The following is a 6,954-nucleotide window of genomic DNA, read 5'->3' as shown; positions in this document are numbered from 1 at the left end:
GCGTGCAGCCGAGACGGCCGCGCCACAAAAAGCCGACCTTGCCCGAGGCGAGACGCCAATCGCCCCCTCATCCGGCCGTCGGCCACCTTCTCCCACGAGGGGAGAAGGGACGCCGGTCGACGGCAAGCGGCGGGCCCGGATGCCATCCCGGAAGTGTCGGGTCGTCAGCCCGGCGGGAGAGGACGCGCGCGTTTCACGCCTTGGACGGAGAGGCGTCGGCGGCATCCTCGGGATCACATCCGCCGGCCTCGGCGGCTGACGGGGGGCTGAAGGATCTCGGTGAGGACGATCATCTCCAGGAGGCGGCCGGGCTCGAGCATCTTCCGGCGGACGTCGGCCGCGGAGAGGATGGGGGGGGCGTCGGCCGCGACCATCGGCGCCGCGGTCGACGACACGCGGAGCGACTTGGCGCCGAGGCCGGTGAAGCCGGACGACAGCGGGGTGAGGGCGGTCATCGCCGGGCCGCGGTCGTGGGCCATCGACTGGCCGACCTGCTCGGACAGGGCGCGCCGGGTGTCGGGGTCCCCGCGATCGGGCCGGGCGTCGACCTGCTCCGCGCGGCGGGCCCGCGAGGGCTTGCGCCTGGGGGTCCCGCCGGTCGGCTTGCCGGCGCCGGGGACGGTGGCCGAGCCGATCCGGCGGCGGGTGGCGGGGTCGACGAAGACCATCTCGTCGCCGATGACGTACACGTCCGCGTCGGTCGACCGCCCGGGGGGCCGCGCGGTCCCGATTCGCCGCGGGCCGGACGAGTCGGGTTCCCTCCCCGACGCGGCGCGCGAGGCGACCTCCTCCGCGTGGGCGGCGAAGTCCTCGCGGCGCGAGGCGGCCTCGGCCCGCGCGACCTGCCCCGCCGGGCGCGGCTCGGGGGCCGGACGGGGGCCTGGCCTGGCACCGGGCCGCTTCGGCAGCGACTGGCCCTCCTGGTTCAGGATCGAGGTCAGCGCCCAGATCGCCAGGAACACCAGCGGGACGATGAACTGCGACAGGGCTTCGAGGTTCCTCATGGCGGCTCCCGCGATCGACTACCGGGGTGGGATGGGCCGGCGCGGCCGGGTCACTGCGACGCCGGCGCGGCCTGGCGGGCCATCGCGGCGCCGCCGGGGCCGTCGCCGGTCCCGGCGATCGCCGTGCGCATGTCGGTGTCGGCCTGGACGTTCTTGAGGTTGTAGTAGTCCCCCACGCCCAGGTGCCCCTGGCGGAACGCCTCGGCGATCGCCAGCGGGACCTCGGCCTCGGCGGCGACGACCTTCGCGCGGTTCTCCTGCACGGCCGCCTGCATCTCCTGCTCCTGGGCCACGGCGAACGCCCGCCGCTCCTCCGCCTTGGCCCGCGCGACGCGCGTGTCGGCCTCGGCCTGGAGCGCCTGGAGGTTGGCGCCGATGTTGTCGCCCACGTCGATGTCGGCGATGTCGATCGACAGGATCTCATACGCCGTGCCGGCGTCGAGCCCCTTCTCCAGCACGCGCTTGGAGATGGAATCGGGCTTCTCCAGCACCTGCAGGTGGGTGTCGGCCGAGCCGATCGCGTTGACGATGCCCTCGCCCACGCGGGCGATGATCGTCTCGTCCGTCGCCCCGCCGACCAGCCGGTCGAGGTTCGTCCGCACCGTCACCTTGGCCTTCACCTTCAGCTGGATCCCGTTGCGCGCGACGCCATCGACCGTCGAGCGCCCCTGGGAGGGATCCGGGCACTGGATGACCTTCGGGTTGACGCTCGTCTGCACGGCCTCCAGCACGTTGCGGCCGGCCAGGTCGATCGCCGTCGCCTGCTTGTACGACAGCGGGATGTCCGCCCGGTTGGCCGCGATCAGGGCCCGGACCACGTTCGGGACGTTCCCCCCGGCCAGGTAGTGCGACTCCAGCGCCCGGGTCGTCAGGCCGTCCTTCTCCCGCAGCCCGGCCTGGTACGCCATGATCTTGGACCTGACGATGATGTTCGGGTTCACCTTCCGGAACGACATCCCGACCAGGTCCACGATGCTGACGTTCGCCTCCGACATGAACGCCTGGATCCACAGGTTGAAATACTTGGTCACGAAGATGCCGCCCAGCAGGGCGATCACGGCGAGCGTGATGATGCCGAGCCAGAACAGGGTGTGCATCGAGGACGGATTCGCCTGGGCGAGCAGCATCGGGATCATATGAGCCTCTAGGAGAGTTGGGGGTTCTCGACGTCGAGGTCGAAGTCGGCGGCGGGCCCGTCGTCGGGCGGACGGGCGGCCGGGGTCGGGGCGGGGGCGACGGAGGACGCCTCGACGGGGCGGACGATCAGCTGGCCCGACCGCACTCGCACGACCCGGACCCGCGAGCCCTCCGCGATCAGCCCGGACTCGGCCATGCCGTCGTATCGCCGGCCCCGGATCTCGACGTGCCCGCTGGGGCGCAGGGGCGTCATCGCCCGGCCTTCGGCGCCGGTCAGCCCGTCGCCCCGCCCGCCGGCGTGGGAGACGTCGATCTCGTCCTCCGACGGCGGCGCCAGCAGGAATCGACGCCCGATCGGCGACCGCGCCCAGAGCCGGAACGCGACGATCGCGGTGAGCGGCACGGCGATGAACTCGATCAGGACGAACGTCATCCCCAGCGAGTTCGACGACTGGAACGCCTTCCAGATCCCCAGCCCCAGGCAGGCCACCGCGCTCAGGCCGATCAGCCCGCCCGAGGGCACGAACAGCTCCAGCGTGATGAGCAGCAGCCCCATCGCCAGGAAGACGGACGGCCAGAACGCATCGCCCATGACGGCCCCCAGCGCGCACGAACCCGACCGACCGGCGACGCCCGCCAGTTCGGCCGATTGTACCACGCCGGCATTGTACACAAACCGAGCGAGCCACCCGAAAGTTCCGCCTCCACGGCCCAAGGACCTTGCCATCAACGGGCAAGGGCCCTCGCGCCTTCGGAGACGGTGCCGGCCGCGCGGGCCACCTCCCGCCGCCGGGGGGGCACCCTTACGACTTCGGCCGGGTGATCCCAACACGCTCTTCCCCCCTGGAGGGGGAAGACAGACCGCGAAGCGGTCAGATGAGGGGGAGCTTCCCCACGAAGCACCGCGTTTCGCGGTCTCGCCCAGGCCGAAGGCCCCGGGTGGCCCCCGCGAATTTCGACGGCCGTGCCGCTCGTCCCCCCTCATCCCGCCCTCCGGGCCGCCTGCGCCCGCCAGGTGGGGAAGGCCGCGAGGATGATCTGACCACCTCGAACGGAACCAAGTCCGGCCGCCACGCCGCGGCCCTACGAACCGCGACGTTCCACCTCGCGCCACCATTCGACCAGGACGTCCGGGAAGGCGTCGATCGACGGGGCGATCGGGCGGATCTCCCGCTCCGGCCTCGCCTCGGCCAGCCATGCGGGATAGCCGAGCATGCGCCCTCGGCAAGACGACGCGAGACTCGGGCGGAGGGTCGCCGCGCCTCCATCCGCTGCATCGGCCCGGCCCCCGTCGAAATCATTCCGAGAATTTTCAGAAGCCTGAAATCCCCCGCCCCTCGCCGCGGAGCATACAGTCGATCGATGTCCGCTCCTTGACAATCAGCATTCGGTACGACCGGGGCCAGAAGCCCGCCGGGAAGGCCGCGCCGCCTCGCGCCCCTCCGATCTGGTCGCCCGTCGCGCCTCGGCGCGACGCCGGCCGAGCATCGGCGAACCGCCCCCAGACGTTGCTCGGGGCGGCCGACGCGAAGTCGGGAGCAGCCCGAGAAAACCACTTCGAAAATGACGAACGAAGCCAAGCCATCACGGACTCAATCCACTGAGCCGTATAACCTTGGGGCGAATCGCCCGAAATCGCGTCTCGACGAACGAAGCCAACTTCGCGGGCCCTTCTCGAAGCCTCCCCAGGGATGACGGCGGCCCCGCCGCCGGCCGGTCGAGCGGGGAGTGTGATAAACTTGCGCGATCCGACGGGCGAGGGGCCCGGACGCCGCTCGACGACCCAGGAGACCTGCCTTGCTCGCCAAGCCCGGACCCGCCATCCGACGCATCTCCCTGCATCGCGTCGCGGTGCCGTTGAAGAAGCCGGTGAAGCACGCCTCGCACGAGCGGACCGAGAGCGAGAACCTCGTCGTCCGCGTGGAGCTGGACGACGGCTCGATCGGCCACGGCGAGGGCGTCCCGCGCGACTACGTCACCGGCGAGACGATCGAGACCACCTTCGACGCCCTTTCCAAGGCCGACTGGCCCCGCGCGATCGGCCGGCCCGGCGGCTTCCCCGAGGTCGTCAAGGCGCTCGAAGGGCTCAGCCTCGCCGAGATCGACGACGACCCCCGCGGCATGCGCGGGAACGCCGCGCGGTGCGCGCTGGAACTCGCCGTGCTCGACGCCTACGGCCGCCACTTCGGCGCGTCGCTGGGGGAGGCGGTGGGGCTCGTCGACGTCGAGGGCCTGGAGCGGTTCGACCGCCCTCGCCCCGTCCGCTATAGCGCGGCGATCACGGCGGAGTCGAAGCGGAAGGAGGTCGTCTCGGCGATCAAGTTCCGGGTTTACGGCTTCCGCGACGTGAAGGCGAAGGTGGGCGTCGCCGGGCAGGACGACCCCGCGCGGATGGAACGGATCAGGCGCGTGCTGGGGCGTCGGATGGACATCCGCATCGACGCCAACGAGGCGTGGCGGGTCGACGAGGCGGTCGCGAGGGTCGCCCCCCTGCTCCGCTTCCGCCCCTCGCTGCTGGAGCAGCCGGTCCCCCACGCCGAGGTCGACGCCCTGGCCGAGCTTCGGCCCAGGCTGGGGATCCCGGTCATGCTCGACGAGTCGCTCTGCGGCTGGCCCGACGGCGTGGCGGCGATCGAGCGGAAGACGACGGACTTCTTCAACGTCCGCCTCTCCAAGTGCGGCGGCCTGATCCCCTCGCTGCGGCTCATCGCCCTGGCGCGGCGGAACGGCCTGGGGGTGCAGCTCGGCTGCCACCCCGGCGAGACGGCGATCCTCTCCGCGGCTGGGCGGCACGTCGCGACCCGCGTCGGCGGCATCCGATATCTCGAAGGTTCCTACGACCGCCACATCCTACGGTCGAACGTCACGCATGAAGACCTGACGTTCGGATACGGCGGCAAGGCCGGGCCGATCGCGGGCCCCGGCCTGGGGATCGCCGTCGACCCGGAGTTGCTGGCGGCCATGACCACGGAGAGCAGGGAGGTCGACCATGGCTGAGGCCGAGGCTGGGGTGGCGAGCTTGGAATCGACCTTCACCGCCTCCGACGGCTACCCCTTCCACGTCGCCTCGTGGCCGGCGCGGGGGGAGTCGAAGGGGCGAGTCGTCGTGCTGCACGGGGTCCAGAGCCATTCGGGCTGGTATCCCGGCCTGGGGAGTCGGCTCGCGGCGGCGGGCTACGACGTCTCGTTCCCGAACCGTCGCGGCTCGGGGCCGAACCAGCAAGACCGCGGCCACGCGCCTTCGGACCTGCGGCTGGTCGACGACGTCGCCGAGTGGATCGCCCACCTGAGGGCCGAGGCCCCCGCCCTCCCGGTCGCGCTGGCGGGGATCAGTTGGGGGGGGAAGATCGCGGTCCTCACGTCCGTCCGCCGGCCCGAGCTGGTCGACGCCCTGGCGCTGATCTGCCCCGGCCTGGAGCCGCGGGTGGGCGTGACCTTCCGCGAGAAGCTCCGGATCGCCAAGGCGGTCTTCACCGACCGTCGCAAGACCTTCCCGATCCCCCTGGCCGACCCGGCCCTGTTCACGGACGACCCCGAGAAGCGGGAATACATCCGCACGGACCCGCTGGGCCTCCGCCAGGCGACCGCCGGCCTGCTGCTGGCGAGCTTCCTCATCGACCGCCGCCTCCGCCGCGCCCCGCGCAAGCTGACCACGCCGACGCTCCTGATGCTCGCCGGCCGGGACCGGATCGTCGACAACGCCCGCACCCGCCGCTACTTCGACCGCGTCGCCGCCGAGGATCGCGAGATCATCGAATACCCGGACGGCTCCCACACGCTCGAATTCGACCCGGACCCCGTCCGCTACGTCGAGGACCTCGTAGCCTGGCTGGCCCCGCGGATGCGGAGGACGAGTTAGGATATAACCGTTCCACCCCTTCTCCCCTCGTGGGAGAAGGTGCCCTGGAGGGGCGGATGAGGGGGCGCGCGACCGGTGGCCGGCGGATTTCCCCCTCATCCGGCCTTCGGCCACCTTCTCCCACGAGGGGAGAAGGGAGAATTGTCTTTCCTGCCCTCTCGCGGTCGTCAAGATCCCGACGGCTTCTCCGCTCCCGCCGCCTTCCTCGCGGCGGGCTTCGCGGCCCTGGTCGACCGGCGGGTCGTCTTCGAACGGGCGGGCTCGCGGTCGAGCTTGATCGCCAGCGAGTTGATGCAGTAGCGCAGGCCGGTCGGCGGCGGGCCGTCGTCGAAGACGTGGCCGAGGTGGGCACCGCAGCGGGCGCACGTCACCTCGACACGCAACTCGGGGGTGCTCCGGTCCCAGGCCCTCTCCAGGGCCTTGGCGTTCACCGGCCGCCAGAAGCTGGGCCAGCCGGTGCCGGACTCGAACTTGGTCCACGAGTCGAACAGCTCGGCCCCGCAGCAGACGCAGAGGAACGTCCCCTTGAAATGGCCGGTGGCGTACCGGCCGGAGAACGCCGGCTCGGTCGCCCCCATCCGAGTGACGAGGAACTGGTCGTGCGTCAGGAGCCGACGCCACTCCTCGTTGGTCTTGTGGATCCGCTCGGGCTCCTTCGGCGCGGCCGGATCGGGCCCGGCCGCCTCCTGGGCGATGGCGGAGGGAGACAAGCACGCGAGGATCGCGACGACGGCGAGGATGGGGCGGGTGACGCGCATGGGTCGCTCCCGGTTGGAGTGGACCGACGGACTCGCCCCAATTCTACCGGGCCGTCTAGGTTCTGTCTGGCGGCTCGATGAGTCGGAAGCAACGGCGGATCATGGCGAGCTTGACCATGGCCAGGAAGTTCACGGCGAGCTTCTCGAACCGGGTGGCGAGCCGGCGGTTCTCCTTCAGCCAGAGGATGCACCGCTC

General features: G+C 71.5%; 7 protein-coding genes and 1 pseudogene. 2 read left to right on the top strand and 6 right to left on the bottom strand.

What is annotated here, in order from left to right:
- Positions 1-233: 233 nt before the first annotated feature.
- The 4 genes from WG209_RS17260 to WG209_RS17245 form a co-directional block, all read right to left on the bottom strand.
- The gene (locus WG209_RS17260; RefSeq protein ID WP_337176320.1) at positions 234-1,004 is read right to left on the bottom strand and encodes a hypothetical protein; all 771 of its coding nucleotides are present in this window, start codon (positions 1,002-1,004) and stop codon (positions 234-236) included.
- Positions 1,005-1,054: 50 nt separating this feature from the next.
- Positions 1,055-2,140, bottom strand: coding sequence for a flotillin-like protein FloA (gene floA / locus WG209_RS17255; protein ID WP_337176319.1), 1,086 nt, complete (start codon positions 2,138-2,140; stop codon positions 1,055-1,057).
- Between the two features lie 8 nt (positions 2,141-2,148).
- A complete protein-coding gene (locus tag WG209_RS17250; RefSeq protein ID WP_337176318.1) occupies positions 2,149-2,733 on the bottom strand; it encodes an NfeD family protein in 585 nt (194 codons plus the stop codon).
- Between the two features lie 491 nt (positions 2,734-3,224).
- Complete coding sequence (locus WG209_RS17245) at positions 3,225-3,356, bottom strand: hypothetical protein (RefSeq protein ID WP_337176317.1); 132 nt, start codon at positions 3,354-3,356, stop codon at positions 3,225-3,227.
- Positions 3,357-3,938: 582 nt separating this feature from the next.
- Here WG209_RS17245 and WG209_RS17240 point away from each other — a divergent pair.
- Together WG209_RS17240 and WG209_RS17235 are read left to right on the top strand one after the other, a co-directional pair.
- Positions 3,939-5,138, top strand: a complete 1,200-nt coding sequence (locus WG209_RS17240) for a dipeptide epimerase (protein WP_337176316.1) — start codon at positions 3,939-3,941, stop codon at positions 5,136-5,138.
- The gene (locus WG209_RS17235) at positions 5,131-6,000 is read left to right on the top strand and encodes an alpha/beta fold hydrolase (RefSeq protein ID WP_337176315.1); all 870 of its coding nucleotides are present in this window, start codon (positions 5,131-5,133) and stop codon (positions 5,998-6,000) included. Before WG209_RS17240 ends, WG209_RS17235 begins: the two co-directional genes overlap by 8 nt.
- Before the next feature lie 167 nt (positions 6,001-6,167).
- Here the strand turns inward: WG209_RS17235 and msrB are convergent, their stop codons facing one another.
- Both msrB and WG209_RS17225 read right to left on the bottom strand, forming a co-directional pair.
- Positions 6,168-6,758, bottom strand: coding sequence for a peptide-methionine (R)-S-oxide reductase MsrB (gene msrB, locus WG209_RS17230; RefSeq protein ID WP_337176314.1), 591 nt, complete (start codon positions 6,756-6,758; stop codon positions 6,168-6,170).
- A 55-nt stretch (positions 6,759-6,813) separates the two neighbouring features.
- Positions 6,814-6,954, bottom strand: a pseudogene (locus WG209_RS17225) (IS5/IS1182 family transposase); the annotation flags it as partial.

Origin of the sequence: Paludisphaera sp., assembly GCF_037189885.1 — a bacterium.
Classification (GTDB): domain Bacteria; phylum Planctomycetota; class Planctomycetia; order Isosphaerales; family Isosphaeraceae; genus Paludisphaera.
This window is presented reverse-complemented; position numbering and strand designations above follow the sequence as displayed.